General features: G+C 32.1%; 13 protein-coding genes. All 13 read left to right on the forward strand.

From position 1 onward, the window contains the following. The first annotated feature begins 5 nt into the window (after positions 1-5). On the forward strand, positions 6-974 hold the full coding sequence (locus I2H39_RS23925) for a GDP-mannose 4,6-dehydratase (protein ID WP_138309835.1): 969 nt from the start codon (positions 6-8) through the stop codon (positions 972-974). Further along, positions 971-2,173, forward strand: coding sequence for a glycosyltransferase family 4 protein (locus I2H39_RS23930; protein WP_138309834.1), 1,203 nt, complete (start codon positions 971-973; stop codon positions 2,171-2,173). Before I2H39_RS23925 ends, I2H39_RS23930 begins: the two co-directional genes overlap by 4 nt. Positions 2,174-2,175: 2 nt before the next feature. Further along, positions 2,176-3,537 carry a hypothetical protein gene (locus I2H39_RS23935; RefSeq protein ID WP_138309833.1) on the forward strand — a complete coding sequence of 454 codons (1,362 nt, stop codon included), beginning with the start codon at positions 2,176-2,178 and terminating at the stop codon, positions 3,535-3,537. Continuing rightward, positions 3,503-4,606 (forward strand): polysaccharide pyruvyl transferase family protein, encoded by a 1,104-nt coding sequence (locus I2H39_RS23940; RefSeq protein ID WP_138309832.1) that lies wholly within the window; start codon positions 3,503-3,505, stop codon positions 4,604-4,606. Before I2H39_RS23935 ends, I2H39_RS23940 begins: the two co-directional genes overlap by 35 nt. 5 nt (positions 4,607-4,611) lie before the next feature. Further along, complete coding sequence (locus I2H39_RS23945; protein ID WP_138309831.1) at positions 4,612-5,805, forward strand: Coenzyme F420 hydrogenase/dehydrogenase, beta subunit C-terminal domain; 1,194 nt, start codon at positions 4,612-4,614, stop codon at positions 5,803-5,805. Continuing rightward, positions 5,802-6,908 (forward strand): NAD-dependent epimerase/dehydratase family protein, encoded by a 1,107-nt coding sequence (locus tag I2H39_RS23950; protein ID WP_138309830.1) that lies wholly within the window; start codon positions 5,802-5,804, stop codon positions 6,906-6,908. Before I2H39_RS23945 ends, I2H39_RS23950 begins: the two co-directional genes overlap by 4 nt. Before the next feature lie 4 nt (positions 6,909-6,912). Next, positions 6,913-8,346: an oligosaccharide flippase family protein gene (locus tag I2H39_RS23955; protein WP_195627687.1), complete on the forward strand. Its 1,434-nt coding sequence runs from the start codon at positions 6,913-6,915 to the stop codon at positions 8,344-8,346. Positions 8,347-8,351: 5 nt separating this feature from the next. Then, positions 8,352-9,074 (forward strand): acyltransferase, encoded by a 723-nt coding sequence (locus tag I2H39_RS23960; protein ID WP_138309828.1) that lies wholly within the window; start codon positions 8,352-8,354, stop codon positions 9,072-9,074. Between the two features lie 27 nt (positions 9,075-9,101). Further along, the gene (locus tag I2H39_RS23965) at positions 9,102-10,223 is read left to right on the forward strand and encodes an FAD-dependent oxidoreductase (RefSeq protein ID WP_138309827.1); all 1,122 of its coding nucleotides are present in this window, start codon (positions 9,102-9,104) and stop codon (positions 10,221-10,223) included. Between the two features lie 13 nt (positions 10,224-10,236). Beyond that, entirely contained in the window at positions 10,237-11,178 is a 942-nt protein-coding gene (locus tag I2H39_RS23970) for a glycosyltransferase (protein WP_138309826.1), read from the forward strand. A gap of 2 nt (positions 11,179-11,180) precedes the next feature. Continuing rightward, positions 11,181-12,161, forward strand: coding sequence for a glycosyltransferase family 2 protein (locus tag I2H39_RS23975; RefSeq protein ID WP_171042664.1), 981 nt, complete (start codon positions 11,181-11,183; stop codon positions 12,159-12,161). After that, a complete protein-coding gene (locus I2H39_RS23980; RefSeq protein ID WP_138309824.1) occupies positions 12,158-13,075 on the forward strand; it encodes an NAD(P)-dependent oxidoreductase in 918 nt (305 codons plus the stop codon). The genes I2H39_RS23975 and I2H39_RS23980 overlap by 4 nt, the downstream gene beginning before the upstream one ends. A gap of 647 nt (positions 13,076-13,722) precedes the next feature. Next, positions 13,723-13,905: an IS66 family insertion sequence element accessory protein TnpB gene (gene tnpB, locus I2H39_RS23985; protein WP_171042663.1), complete on the forward strand. Its 183-nt coding sequence runs from the start codon at positions 13,723-13,725 to the stop codon at positions 13,903-13,905. The last annotated feature ends 184 nt before the right edge of the window (positions 13,906-14,089 follow it).

Here is a 14,089-nt window from a genome sequence, read left to right on the forward strand (position 1 = left end):
ATACAATGAATGTTTTAGTTACAGGTGCAGGCGGAATGGTTGGTTCACATTTGGTGGAATTTTTATATGAAAAGGGTGACAATGTACTTGGCATTTGGCACAAAAACAAAAAGAATATAGAGCAGATTAAAGTTCCTGTAAAATTTATTCAATGTGATTTGCGATATGGAGAAGGAATTGATGAGATTGTTATGGACAATCTTCCAGAACAGATATATCACCTTGCTGCTCAAAGCTATCCGACAGTTTCTTGGGTGAATCCCGCGGAGACAATTGACGTAAATATTAATGGGACAGTTTCAATCTTTGAGGCAATAAAGAAAGCAAGAAAGTACATAAAAACAGACTATAATCCTATTGTTATAGTAGCTTGTTCCAGTGCAGAGTATGGGCAAACATTAAATAAACTTGAAGGTGATAAAATATATGTTAAGGAGGAGGCCGAATTATTACCACTACACCCTTATGGTGTAAGTAAAGTCGGGCAGGATTTGATTTCGTATCAGTACTTTATGAATGATCATATTCGTTGTATACGTGCTAGAATTTTCAACTCAACGGGTACCAGAAAAGTAAATGATGTTACATCTGACTTTACGCGTCGGGCAGTAGAAGCAGAAAAAAAAGGAGTTTATGAGCTTAGAGTGGGCAATCTGGAAACCAGAAGAGCTATTATGGATCAAAGAGATCTTGTAAAGGCACTTAATCTCCTTGCTGAAAAAGGGAAATCTGGAGATGCATATAATATTTCTTCTAATTATATTTATCAAATGAGAGATATTGTTTCAATGATTGAAGAACAGATTGGGCATACTCTAAAGCTAAATGTTGATCAGTCGCTAATCAGACCTACAGATGAAAGAATCATAGTAGGTGATGTTTCAAAGCTTAAGAGGCATACAGGATGGAAACAGGATATTCCAATGAAACAGACGATTGCTGACATGCTACAGTATTGGAGAAACATGAAATGAATATTGCGTGGTTGACACCAGAGGTTCCTTTTCCGCCGATAGGTGGTAGAAATGGTGTATATAATAGAATAGTACAACTTTCTAAGAAAAATAATATTTTTCTTTTTTCAATAGCATATAATTCAGAAGAAAAAAATAATACAACAGAGATGGAAAGGTATTGCACAGAAGTACACTTCTATGATAGAAGTACGAATAAGGTTTTAACTCTTTTCAAGAGTCTTTTTATGCCGTATTCAGTAGCAAGTAGATACAGACAGGATATTGTAAATGAACTCAACCAATTGGTTGAAGAAAAAAAAATCGATATAGTTATTGTAGACTTTCCTAACATGGTCAAAAATGTTGTTGCAATAAAAAGGAGTAATCCTACCTTAGTGATAACAATTAATCAGCATAATGTCGAGTATATTCGTATGAGAGATATGAAGCATGTGAAAAGTATATCTGGCATTAAAAGACTAGCATATTATTTGGAATCTTTTAGATTAGAACGATATGAAAGAAAAATTTACAAGAGCAATATTTTTTCGGGAATCACCTTTTTTTCGGAAGAGGATTATAAGTTCTTCGAAAAAAAAATAAATACAGGAAATGCTATACTTAAAACAATTCCCTTGGGAGCAAATGATTATAATCAAGAAATATCTGGACTAAATAGCAAAACATTACTGTTCGTGGGGCGTCTGGATTATATAGCTATTCCAAATATAGAAGCAATTATATGGTTTGTAAAAAATGTATTTCCAAAAGTATTGCAGATTGTACCAGATGCAAAACTCATAATTGCGGGTTCAAATCCAGAAGAAAAAATACTTAATATGGCTAATAGTAACATTACAATAATACCTAATTTTTCAAGTATGAAAGAACTTTATGCTCTGGCAAATATAGTGATTCTTCCGCTATTATCTGGTGGTGGTGTAAAAGGGAAATTATTGGAAGCAGTAGCCTTTAGAAAGCATATTATTACAACTGACCATGGAGTAGAAGGGACTGCTTTCCAAAATCAGAAGCATCTATCTCTGTGTAATGATTCGGATACCTTTGCTGAAAAGTGCATAGATATTTTAATTAATCCAGAAAAATATAGGGAGCAAGAGTTTCAAGCATATCAATTGTTCAAAGAGAAGTATGATTGGAATTCTATTGGTAAGGACTATAATGACTTTATTAAAAAACTAATAAGTGGTGAATAATTATGACAAGTTTTCTATTGGTGACGATATGGTCCTTATTTGCATTATATGGTATCAAGAAGTTGAATTACATTAGTATTAATATTCTTGTCTTAATGTGTGTATTTCAAAATTTTATACTAATTATTGCATCATCTAATCTTAGTAAAGAAGGCTTTAATTTATTTATTATGGTAAAAGAAGCATATGTAGTGTTATTGATTGCAAATGGTTTAATAAAGTATGGGCAAATTAGTAAATTTCAATTTGGATGTATTATTTGTACCATTATGATTGTGGTTTATGGCTTTATCCATGGAAGTAGTAGTATGACTGGCCTGCTTGCATCAATTAGACAACTCTATTTGCCTTTTATTTTCTTTGTCTTAGGTTCTGTTTGCCTTAAAGATTCAGCACAGATAAGAAAAGTATTATTGTTTTTTGTAAAGCTAATGGTTGTATCTGCTGTTTTTGGATGGATTGAGATGGCCATTGGTACAAATTTTTGGTTAAAATTAGGATATAAATCTTTTGCAACACTAAAAGGTACTGAAACCGGTCTTTCGCCTGAGGGAGTGCATGGCGCATTTTATTCATGGGATTTAGGAGTACGTCTTAGAAGAATGGCATCTTTTTTAGCAGAGCCAGTTATCTTAGGACAATTGTTTGCATTTGCTTTAATTGTATCCATATTTATAAAAGGAATTTTCAAAAACAAACTGCTGAAGGCAATTACAGTTGTTATATTATCTTTAGCACTTTTAAGTACATTGGCTAAAGGTGGAATAATTATAGCTTTATTTGCATTTACATTTGCACTAGGTGAGATTTGGCATCAGAGAGAACTGTCATTTTGGACTAGATGTGCGTTTGTATTAATTTTAATAGGTGGAATTGGATATGTTATTTGTAGCGGCACAAATGGGGTGATGCATATCGCTGGATTAATAGATAATCTTAGGTGTTTATTTGTTTATCCATTTGGTCGAGGTGTTGGAACTGTGGGAAACCTAGGATACAATTATGGAGGCCGTACAGAGTTATTGGCAAGTGGAGAAAGCTTTATTGGAGCGGCTATTGGTCAGATGGGGGTTTTTGCCATTGTATTATATACTTATTTTTATAATAAGTTATTTATATCCTTGTCTAAAGCATCGCAAGGAAAGTTCTATAATGTAAGTCGGGTAAGCTTATGGCTGAATGTAGGTCTTTTAATTACCTCACTTGTAAACAATACGGCGATTAGCTTCACATCATGTTTTATATTTTATATTGTTGCAGGAAGCGTTTACAGTGCCCATAAATATGATAAGGAATTAACTTTGAATAATAAATTAAAGGACGTTATTTATGAAAAAAAACATTGGAATAATAACATTTCATAGAGTATACAATTACGGTGCTGTAATTCAAGCATATTCTCTTCAAAACATCATAGAGTCCTATGGATATAAAACTAAAATAATTGATTTTTCAAAAAAGAAACAGCTTGACTATACTGATATTTTTAGTACTAAAAATGGAATTAAGAGATTTGTTAAGACAATACTATTCTTGCCAATACTTAAAGGACGAATAAGAAGAAAAAAACGATTTAATGATTTTATTAATAACGATTTGAACCTTTCAAATGAGAAATACAATGAAGAAAAATATTTAACTAAGATAAGGAATGATTATGATTTTTTTGTATGTGGAAGCGATCAAATTTGGAATCCACTGAAAACTTCTGATTTTAGCTTAGCGTATATGCTTAACTTTACTAAAAAGGAAAAAATTGCTTACGCACCTAGTATTGGATTGGCATCTAAAGATGATTTATCACCATATAAGGATTTACTACTAAGCTTTAAGGCTATTTCATGTAGAGAAAAAGGCGGCTCAAAAGTGTTATCTAAGATTACGAAAAAGGATGTGGCCGTTGTTTTGGATCCAACCTTATTAATAGAAAAAGAAGTATTTCTTCAATTTACTGAAGAAATGAATTGTGATCCATATCTTTTTTATTATTCTTTAGATGGTTATGGGAATTCCTCTAGAAATATGGATATAATAAGCCGGTTGGCAAATAAATTTAATCTGCAAATCAAAATGATAACACCGGAATGGCCATACCACAATAATATTGGAGAGAATATAATTGATGCAGGACCTAAAGAGTATCTCACACTTATTAGAAATGCTGCCTTGGTATGTACTAATTCATTTCATGGAACTGCATTATCACTTAAGTTGGAAAGGCCAATTTTTGTACTGGAAGATGTTAACATAAAAGATGAAAGAAAGCGTAGTATATTAAATCAACTTGGATTACAAAACCGGATTTTATCTACATTAAAACAGGTTGATAATCTGGAAGAATATACATTAGATTATGTGCCAGTGCTAAGTAAGATGAACGATTTAAAAAATGAATCCGTATTATTTCTTAAAAATGCGTTAAGGGATGATTAATTATAATGATAGAGAACAAAAAGTGCCCCGTCTTTGAATATATGCCTGTTCAGAAATGCTCAGGATGTGAGGCTTGTGTAAATGTATGCCCAGTTTCAGCACTATCATTAAAAGACGATTCTATAGGCTTTTTATATCCAATAATACAAGCAGACAAATGTATTGGTTGTAACAAATGCTTAAAGATATGTCCGATGTTAAATATTGTTCCATCAATAAATAGTGAAGAAACTTATTATGGTGTTAGTCATGTTAATAACGATATCTTATTGCAAAGTGCGTCTGGAGGAGTATTTTCATTTTTGGTAGATTGTTTTAAGAAGATGTATCCGGATGGAAATATAGTAGGGGCTGTTTATACAGATGATTTCAAGAAAATAGAGCATTGTTTAAGCAAGGATTATAAAGATATTTATAAAATGAAAAGTTCTAAATATTTTCAAAGCAATAAGAAAAGAATATATATTCAGGTGAAGGAACGACTTCAAAATGATGAAGCAGTCTTATTTACAGGAGCGCCATGTGAGGTAGCCGCACTTTATTATTATCTAGATCGAAAAGATTATGAAAAGCTTTGGACTATGGATTTTATTTGTAAAGGTTCATCAAGTCCGCGTATTCTTCAAGAATACGTTGAATATTTAGAAAAAAAATTCAAGTCTAAAACTGTATATTTAAATATGCGATATAAATGGCGGGAACTTGATAATTGGATTCCACAGTTTTTAATGGTTAGATTTGAAAGTGGGAAAAAATTATTTAAAGAATTCTATAATACAGAATTAGGTATTGGGTTTCAGATTCTTCAACGTGATAGTTGCCACAGCTGTCCATTTAGAGAGTGGAGACACTATTCTGACTTCACAGTAGGCGATTTACATGGAGCAGATAAGAATAGCACGATTTATAATCATTTAGGAATATCTACTCTGATTATAAATAATGAAAAAGGACGCATACTTTGGAATGGATTCGATAAAAGAAATCTAAAAATAGAAGAACTTGACAAAAAATTAATTTATTCTAAAAATAGAAGCTCAATTGATGCTAGATATGAAAAATTGAAAAAACGAATTGAACTTTTGAACAGTATAAAAGCTATTAGACGTAGTGTGGGAATCAAGACGAAGATTAAGATGATTATGCCAGTAATGTTACTGAGAAAAATCACAACATGGAGAAGAGAACATAGCCGATGAAAGTATTGTTGATTGGTGGAACAGGTGTCATTAGCACCGACGTCTGTAAGGCGGCAATAGAAAAAGAATATGATACTTATATTGTTAATAGAGGCAATAGGAAAAATAGTATAAATGAGAAGGCAACACTTATTGTAGCAGATGTTAAGAACGAATCAGAAAGGTATATTAAAGAGAAGGTTGGAAATACTAAATATGATGTTGTGGTTGATTTCCTTTCTTACAATACTAATCAATTGAGTAAAATGCTGAATTGTGTAAAGTGTAATCAGTATATTTTTATATCAACGGCAACGATATATGATAATCATAATAATGGAAAGCCTTATACCGAAATTGACTCTAAAGGGAATAAAGGTTGGAAATATTGCGCAGATAAGTATGAGTGTGAGCTTCTACTAAAAAAGATTGCGGCAGAAAAGTGTATTAATTATACAATCATCAGACCTTATGTTACTTTTAATATGACCAGGTTTCCGTATCAAATAGCACCAGTCGAATACTATACAATTGTTGATAGAATATTTAGAGAGAAACCTATAGCGATTTGTCCTAATGAGTATACGACGGTTACTGACTCAAGAGATTTGGCAAAAGGTATTGTAGGATTATTTGGTAATAAAGATGCATTCAATGAAGATTTTCATATTACTTCGGATAAAACAACAACTTGGAAACATATTGCAGAACTTTTAGCTAATAAAAGTGGAGTAAAATGTCATTTTGTTGAAGTCTCTCGTGACTCCATAGAAAAGATGACAAACACAGTTATAGATATACCCGAGATTATTCTGGATAAATCCCGGAATATGAAATTTGACAATTCAAAGATTAAAAGGGCAGTTACTGGATATAATGCTGAATTGTCAATTGATGATTCAATAGGGGAAATTTATGATTATTTTAAATCAACTAACCATCGCATTAATTATCTGTGGGCGGGATGTCTAGATCGAATATTATATCAATATGGAGTTAATTGTGATGGCAATTACAAATTTGAGAATACTAAGGATAAATTAAAATATAAAATAGGATATTCTGCACTATTATGTTGGCTGTACATGACTATCAAAAGAATTAGGCAGAAATTAAGAAGGTAAAATAATGGTGAACCTAAAAAAAAATTTTGCATATCAAATTGCGTATCAAATTTTGACAATTATTTTTCCCTTAATAACATCTCCATATTTATCCAGAGTTCTTGGCCCTGAAGGGTTGGGGGAATACTCTTATACATATTCAATTGCCTATTATTTTTCGCTATTTATTCTTTTAGGAGTAAATAATTATGGAACACGAGAAATCGCTAAAGTCAAAGATAATAAGAGTGAAAGAACAGTAGTTTTTTGGTCAATTTACTATGTGCAATTTATTGCTGGAATTATTATAGTTACTCTATATATTTTAACTCAGATGATTTTTAGACAAGATAGTGCATTAGCTTCCATACAGTTGCTATATGTTTTGTCTGCAGTTCTAGATATTAATTGGCTGTTTTTTGGACTTGAAAGATTTAAAGTAACAGTTACCAGAAATTGTATTGTCAAAATCATTACAGTATTATCAATCTTTATATTCGTCCATGATAATGGTGACACAACGGCATACGCAGTTATTATGGCTCTGGGATTTCTGCTTAGTCAACTAGTACTTTGGCCTTTTGCAAAAAGTGTGATAGTTTTTAAAAAGATTGAACGAGCTACTATTGTGGCAAATATTAAGCCCTTACTAGTTCTATTTGTCCCAGTAATTGCAGTTAGCCTTTTCAAGTATATGGATAAAATAATGTTAGGTGCAATGTACAGTAAAAGTGAACTTGGACTTTATGATAATACCGAAAAAATAATGTCCATACCTACTAGTGTAATCACAGCTGTTGGTACAGTAATGCTTCCAAGAATTTCTTATTTACTTGATAAGACAGATTCTGAAAGCAAAATCATGAAATATATAAAATTATCAATGTCAGGTTCGCTTATGGTTGCAAGTGCTCTGTCTTTTGGAACGGCAGCTATAGCAGATAATTTTTCGATTTGGTTTTGGGGTGAAGAATTTGCAAGCTGTGGTAATCTAATAAAGGCTATCTCTATTACAGTGATTTTTCTTTCATGGGCAAATGTAATTAGAACGCAATACTTAATTCCATATGGCAAAAATTCAATTTTTGTAAAAGCTACAATATATGGTGCAACAATAAATATTATAATTAATATTTTGCTAATAAAAAAGTATGGTGCTATGGGAACTGTGATTGGAACAGTAGTTGCAGAATTTGTGGTGGCATTTTATCAAACTATAAAGTGTAGAAAAGATTTACCAGTTTGGAACTATTTTATTCAGTGTATTCCATATATTTCTGCTGGAATAGTGATGTACATAACAATAACATGCGTATCACTTTTTAATCTGGCAAGTTTACCAATGCTTATATTGCAGATGGTTTGTGGCGGACTTGTTTATATATGTTTAATTCTAATATATATTGTAGGTTTTAAAAAGATTACTGTGAAAGAAATTATTAAGTTTGTAAAGGGGTGATAGAAATGCACAAGCGTTTAATGATATTGTGTTCTATAGCTATTAATTGGTTATTGATGGCGATATATTGCCGAATAGAAAGAAAGATTGACAATAAGAAGTTTGTACGGGATGAAACAAATAAATTAAAAACAGACAATTCCAAGATACAAAATAAAATATTTTTTAAATCTATTTATAATTGGATAAATGCCTATATTTATGGCTGGGTTAGATATAATACCTTATTAACTGGATATATCCCAAGCTATAGAATCCGAAAATTATTTTATAAGTATATTTTTGCAATGAGAATTAGTAAGAAAACAGTGATTTTTGGAGGTTGTGAATTTAGATCACCTTGGAATATCACTATAGGGAACAGTACGGTATCCGCAAATTGTATTTTGGATGGAAGAGGAAGGATAATAATTGAGAATGATGTTGTTCTTGGATCCGGAGTACATATATGGACAGAAGAGCATAATGTTAATGATTCATATTTTAGGGTTTTAAAAGAAAACCTACAGGCGGTTTTGATTAAAAGACATGCTTGGATTTGCTCAGATGCAACAATTCTACCAGGCGTAATAGTAAATGAAGGAGCTGTGCTTGCTTCTAGAGGGTGTGCTGTGAGAGATTGTGATGCTTTCAAAATTTATGGTGGTGTACCAGCAAAATTTATCAGTGAAAGAAATACAGATTTACAATACGAACTAACTGGTAAAGTGTCATGGCACTTTATGTAAGTTATAAATTATAAAAGAGGATAAGATATGGTATATGAGCGAGTAATAATTGGTGCGGGATTATATGGATTATATTCAGCGTGGATTTGCGGAAGAAAAGGATTAAAAACTTTAGTTATAGAAAAAGAAAATGCTCCCTTTAAGCGAGCTACGTATATTAATCAAGCAAGAGTTCATATGGGATATCATTACCCAAGGTCTTTAACAACGGCAAAAAAATCTGCAGATTATTTTCATAGATTTTGCGATGATTTTAACTTTTGTATTTTGAGAAAATTCGACCAAATATATGCGACTTCAACAAATTTTTCTTGGACATCTGCCAATCAATTTGAAAAGTTCTGTAGTGATGCTAATATATTCTGTGAAAAACAAAGTACATCAACTTTTTTTAAAGATGGAGTATGTGATGGAGCTTTTCTTACGGAAGAATATACTTATGATGCAATGCTTTTGCGTGATTTTTTTATTGAAGAGATTAAGAAACTTACAACAGTTGAGATTACGTATGAATCGATAATAACTGATATAAAACAACAAAGAGATTATTATCAAATTGAACTTAATGGTGAGAAGCAGATTGAATCAGATTTTATTTTGAATGTTACATATGCATCAGTTAATCAAATATTATCAATGCTTAGTTATGAAAACTTTGGAATTAAGTACGAATTATGTGAGATTATTTTGTGTAGTGTAAATGAAAAATTAAAGAATATTGGATTAACAGTTATGGATGGCCCCTTTTTTTCTATTATGCCTTTTGGAAAAACAGGTTTGCACTCTCTTACGTCTGTTTCGTTTACACCTCATGTTACTAGTTATTCAGCTGTTCCTATATTTGATTGTCAACTGGAGAGCAACATCAGCTATTGCAATTTAGGCGTTCTTGGAAACTGCAATGAATGTGGTAATAAACCGGTATCAGCTTGGGCTTACATGTCAAAGCTAGCTAACAAATACATAAAAGATGATTATAAATTTCAATATAACAAATCATTGTTTTCTATGAAACCAGTATTGAAGTCATCAGAAGTAGATGATTCTAGACCAACCGTGATTAAAGTATCAAATGAATCTCCTAAATTTGTAAGTGTTTTATCGGGAAAAGTAAATACAGTATATGATTTAGATCAAATTTTACTGTAAGGAAGGAACAAAGATGGTAAAAGAATATAAGTTTGTTTCTGCAGTTATCTATATACATAATCAGCAGAAAAATATACAGACATATCTTGGACTCGTACATAGTTTCTTACGAGAACATTTTATAAAATATGAGGTGATTTGCGTAGATGATGCATCATCAGATGAAAGTGTAAAGAGAATACACGAGCTTGTAGAAAAGGAAAAGCTAGATAATGTTTCTTTAATTTCAATGAGTGTTTTTCATGGTAGAGAACTTGGAATGGAGTCCGGGGTAGATTTAAGTATAGGGGATTATGTGTATGAATTTGAATGGATTGATATGTTTGACCCGGAAACATATGCTGATAAGCTATGGAGGGCTTATGAAGAAGCGATATCTGGATATGATATTGTAACCTATTCTTCAAGCAGATATAAAGGATTGGGAAGTGTTTTGTTTTATAAATTATATAATCGCTCTAATAGGAGCTATATGGAACTTACACCAGAACGGTTTAGAATCGTTACAAGACGAGCAATTAATCGTGTTTCACGTATGAATAAAGCTATCGTATATAGAAAGGCTTTATATGCGAATTCTGGTTTAAAGGTAAAAGATATAGGTGATAAGAAACCTGAAAAATCATTTAAAAACAAGAATGTTATAAGGAATAAGAGCAAGATGGGAGTTAATGTTTTACTAGCTTATACGGGTCTGATTCCTAAAATTGCTTTTGTAATAGAATGTGTATTACTTGTATTATTTTGCTGCTCATTCTTCTATTTGGGCTTCAGCCAACAGCCTATGACAAACAAGTTACATTTATTTGTAATATCTTTAGCTGCGGCGCTGTTAGGCGCAATTGGTTTAATTATAGTAAAATATTGTGAGCTCCTTTTAGAGTTAGTACTGAAGAAAGAAAAGTATTTGTTTAGTTCTGTTGAGAAGCTAGTCAATAGTAAGGAGAATAAATAAAAGTGGGTCGTGTAAAACTATCAATTTTATCGCCATGCTATAATGGAGAAAAATTTATTGGAAGATACTTAGAAAATATATTAGAACAATCATTTCAAAATTATGAATTGATAATCGTCAATGACGGGTCAACAGATAAAAGTGATGAAATTATAAAAAAGTACAAAAAAATTTTTGAAGAAAAAAAAATTACATTTAAATATTTATCTAAGCTCCAAAATGAAGGACATGCTAGGGCTATAAATGATGGTCTAAAAATGGTAGATGGGCAATATTTGATGTGGCCAGATATTGATGACTATATGCATATTAATCATTTAGAAAAACATGTCGAATTCATGGATAGGCATACAGATATTGATTTGGCTATTGGAAAAACAGCAGTATATAATGTTAATGACTTAAGTAAACCTTTATATTATGCTTGGAAAAAATTTCCGAAAACAAAAAAAAAATTAATAAATAAATTTATCCTCTCTGAAAATAAAAATATTGGTTTTATGTCCGGAAATTTTATAATTAAAACTGATTTTCTTTGGACAATCTATACGGATAGAAATATTTATTCCGATATTCATGTTGGGCCGACTATTCAGCTGGTTTTTCCAGAAATTTATCTTGGAAAAACAGGATATATAGAAGAGTGTACTTTTGCTTATTACATACATGGTTCTAATCAACATTTAATTAATGAACATAGAGATTTTAGTAGTATACAGGTAGTATATGAAAATGTTGTAAAACAATTAAATATTGAAAGCAAAGAAGCTAAACGTATTATGACGATGGCTCGAAATGTGACAAGTAGACTGCATTTAAGTTATGCAATAAAGCATGATAAAACCCAAATAGGGATAGATGCTTGGGAACATCTAAAGAAAGATAGAGGAGTACGAACTAAAGAACTTATTAAGTATCTAATACTTAAAAACCATATTTTAAGAAAAATATACGTAAAATACTATAATGAGGATAAGAGATGATTTTAGTAGGCTCTACTGGCTTTGTGGGAAGTAATCTAATAGAATATGGTGCTTTCGATAAAAAATATCATAGCACAGATGTAAATGAAGCATACGGTAGTAAACCGGATGTTTTAGTGTACGCCGGAGTAACAGGAACTAAGTTTTGGGCTAATATGTTTCCCGAAAAAGATGCAGACATAATATGTCAGGCAAAGACTAATATTGAAAAAATTTGTCCAAAAAAAATTATACTTATTTCAAGTATAGATGTAAATTCGTCTTTGGACTCTGATGAACAAAAAGAATCCGACAAAAGTTTTTTTTGTTCATATGGAAATAACAGATTGGAACTTGAAAAATGGATAAGCAGCAATTATGAAGACTATCATATTATTAGGCTTCCAGCCATTTATGGCAAAAATATTAAAAAGAATTATATACATGATTTGATATCACCTATTCCACCAATTCTAACTTTAGACAAGTATAACGACATACTTAAAGTGATTTCGGAAATTACTGATGCATATAGTTTACACGCTGATGGATTGTATCATTATAATGAAAGTTATAGCGGTAAGAAAAGTTTAGAAGAAAAATTTATTAAAAATCCATTTAATGCAATTTCTTTTACTAATCCTCGTAGCAGCTTCCAGTATTATAATTTAGCATGGTTATGGAATGATATAAATAGGATTATGGAGCAAAAAATAAAAAAAATAAATTTAGTTACTGAGCCAATATTTTCAAATGAATTATTTGAACTAGTATATCATTGTGAGTATTGGTATGAAAGTTCTGCACCTTTAGTTAATTATAATTTAAAAACCGCATTTGCAGAAGCTTTAGGCGGACATAATGGGTATATATACAAAAAAGAGTATGTGTTAAAAGATTTAATAAATTACATAAAAAAGTATAAGATGAGATAGTGCAGTTTTTAAATGATAGATTAAAATCCTGTAGCACAGAACAGAAAGCTATATTTTTTTGTGTTCCAGGCCTTGCCCTTTGCTTGTATTATAATGCTGATTCCGGGGATGTCAAGCAGCGCCACTTAAACGGCCCTGCCTCCATCCAGAACAGTTTATAATCAAAGATAACCGTTCTTCAAAAGTAAGCGTCAAATCTCTCGCCTAGATATTTTTTAAATTCTGTGGCAAACTTGAAAAAACTACTAGTTTTTTCAAGGAGGGTGTAAAGTTGGATACTTGTACTCATAAGGTTCGCCTCAATCAATGTAAACTGATTATCGAGCAGTGTCAAAGCCGTCCCGATGGGCAGACAGCCAGGCAGTGGCTGGCAGAAAACGGGGTTCTGGAAAAAACTTATTACTACTGGCTCAGGAGAGTCCGTAAAGAAGTCTACAGCCAACTGAGTGATGGAAGTACTTCTCTTCCTGCAATGCAGGGATAAGGAACAGTTATCTTTGCTGAAGTCCCCATGATACCGCAACAGAATCCGGAAATTCCTTTTTCTTTCCAGCCCGCAGTCGTGATTAAAACTTCCCATGCAACTGTGGCAGTGTCTAACGAAGTTTCCGATAGGCTGCTTACCAGACTTCTGCAGGAGGTGTCCGATGCTTGAGGACGCCGGTGGAATCCGGCGCGTGATACTCGCATGTGGTTTTGTTGACCTGCGCAAAGGAATTGATGGACTGGCTCAGGTCATCGGTTCACAGTACAACCTGAATCCATTTGAAAAAGGAACCCTTTTTCTGTTCTATGGAAGGCGTTCAGACCGTATGAAGGTAAGCGCCTAAATTTCGGACGGTAGTTCTTATGGTAGGTAGTAGGTGGCTCTCAAACTTCGAACGGTAGCTCAATGAAGGCGAGTGTATGAAAATTTTTCTGTAAATAGGTATTAGCCAAAGGTCTTCTATGATAAAATAAAAAATCATAGGAGGCCTTTTATTATGGCAAGAGAAAAGAAACCGGTACACCAGG

The organism is Clostridium sp. 1001283B150225_161107_B6 (assembly GCF_015556325.1).
Taxonomy (GTDB): domain Bacteria; phylum Bacillota; class Clostridia; order Lachnospirales; family Lachnospiraceae; genus Enterocloster.

Bases quoted from the DNA above. Each gene is read 5' to 3' on its own strand.
- I2H39_RS23925 (WP_138309835.1), top strand. From the start codon at position 6: ATGAATGTTTTAGTTACAGGTGCAGGCGGAATGGTTGGTTCACATTTG.
- I2H39_RS23930 (WP_138309834.1), top strand. From the start codon at position 971: ATGAATATTGCGTGGTTGACACCAGAGGTTCCTTTTCCGCCGATAGGT.
- I2H39_RS23935 (WP_138309833.1), top strand. From the start codon at position 2,176: ATGACAAGTTTTCTATTGGTGACGATATGGTCCTTATTTGCATTATAT.
- I2H39_RS23940 (WP_138309832.1), top strand. From the start codon at position 3,503: ATGAAAAAAAACATTGGAATAATAACATTTCATAGAGTATACAATTAC.
- I2H39_RS23945 (WP_138309831.1), top strand. From the start codon at position 4,612: ATGATAGAGAACAAAAAGTGCCCCGTCTTTGAATATATGCCTGTTCAG.
- I2H39_RS23950 (WP_138309830.1), top strand. From the start codon at position 5,802: ATGAAAGTATTGTTGATTGGTGGAACAGGTGTCATTAGCACCGACGTC.
- I2H39_RS23955 (WP_195627687.1), top strand. From the start codon at position 6,913: ATGGTGAACCTAAAAAAAAATTTTGCATATCAAATTGCGTATCAAATT.
- I2H39_RS23960 (WP_138309828.1), top strand. From the start codon at position 8,352: ATGCACAAGCGTTTAATGATATTGTGTTCTATAGCTATTAATTGGTTA.
- I2H39_RS23965 (WP_138309827.1), top strand. From the start codon at position 9,102: ATGGTATATGAGCGAGTAATAATTGGTGCGGGATTATATGGATTATAT.
- I2H39_RS23970 (WP_138309826.1), top strand. From the start codon at position 10,237: ATGGTAAAAGAATATAAGTTTGTTTCTGCAGTTATCTATATACATAAT.
- I2H39_RS23980 (WP_138309824.1), top strand. From the start codon at position 12,158: ATGATTTTAGTAGGCTCTACTGGCTTTGTGGGAAGTAATCTAATAGAA.
- tnpB (WP_171042663.1), top strand. From the start codon at position 13,723: ATGCTTGAGGACGCCGGTGGAATCCGGCGCGTGATACTCGCATGTGGT.